This is a genomic window from Gemella sp. 20925_1_85, assembly GCF_041433735.1.
In the GTDB taxonomy this organism is placed as follows: Bacteria; Bacillota; Bacilli; order Staphylococcales; family Gemellaceae; genus Gemella.
On record NZ_JAPWCC010000061.1, the window covers coordinates 1 to 717 of the forward strand.

At 53.0% G+C, this 717-nt stretch carries 1 rRNA gene; it reads left to right on the forward strand.

Annotation, left to right across the window (positions count from 1 at the left end):
• Positions 1–717 (forward strand): 23S ribosomal RNA (locus O3884_RS09005); the annotation flags it as partial.

Sequence of the window (717 nt, forward strand, 5' to 3'; positions counted from 1 at the left end):
GGGATACTACCCTTGCTGTATTGAAATTCTAACCCTCGGCGTAGAAGACCGGGAGACAGTGTCAGGTGGGCAGTTTGACTGGGGCGGTCGCCTCCCAAAGAGTAACGGAGGCGTTCAAAGGTTCCCTCAGAATGGTTGGAAATCATTTGCAGAGTGTAAAGGCACAAGGGAGCTTGACTGTGAGACCTACAAGTCGAGCAGGTGCGAAAGCAGGACTTAGTGATCCGGTGGTTCCGCATGGAAGGGCCATCGCTCAACGGATAAAAGCTACCCTGGGGATAACAGGCTTATCTCCCCCAAGAGTCCACATCGACGGGGAGGTTTGGCACCTCGATGTCGGCTCATCGCATCCTGGGGCTGTAGTCGGTCCCAAGGGTTGGGCTGTTCGCCCATTAAAGCGGTACGCGAGCTGGGTTCAGAACGTCGTGAGACAGTTCGGTCCCTATCCGTCGTGGGCGTAGGAAATTTGAGAGGAGCTGTCCTTAGTACGAGAGGACCGGGATGGACGTATCAATGGTGTACCAGTTGTCACGCCAGTGGCATAGCTGGGTAGCTAAATACGGAAGGGATAAGAGCTGAAAGCATCTAAGCATGAAGCCCCCCTCGAGATGAGATTTCCCACGGATATTAAGACCCCTTGAAGACGACAAGGAGAATAGGTTAGGAGTGTAAGCACGGTAACGTGTTCAGCTGACTAATACTAATAGGTCGAGGACT